General features: G+C 49.6%; 1 rRNA gene. It reads right to left on the bottom strand.

From position 1 onward, the window contains the following. A 23S ribosomal RNA gene (locus L6D82_RS28500) occupies positions 1–278 on the bottom strand; the annotation flags it as partial.

The raw sequence follows: 278 nt of genomic DNA, 5'->3' as shown, positions 1-278 counted from the left end.
TCTACCCAACCACCTGTGTCGGTTTGGGGTACGGTTCCTGGTTATCTGAAGCTTAGAAGCTTTTCTTGGAAGCATGGCATCAACCACTTCGTCGCCTAAAGGCAACTCGTCATCAGCTCTCGGCCTTAAGATCCCGGATTTACCTAAGATCTCAGCCTACCACCTTAAACTTGGACAACCAACGCCAAGCTGGCCTAGCCTTCTCCGTCCCTCCATCGCAATAACCAGAAGTACAGGAATATTAACCTGTTTTCCATCGACTACGCTTTTCAGCCTCG

Source organism: Pseudomonas paraglycinae (assembly GCF_021601625.1).
GTDB classification, from domain to species: domain Bacteria; phylum Pseudomonadota; class Gammaproteobacteria; order Pseudomonadales; family Pseudomonadaceae; genus Aquipseudomonas; species Aquipseudomonas paraglycinae.
Note: the sequence above shows the minus strand (reverse complement) of the source record. Positions and strands in the feature narration are given on the sequence as shown.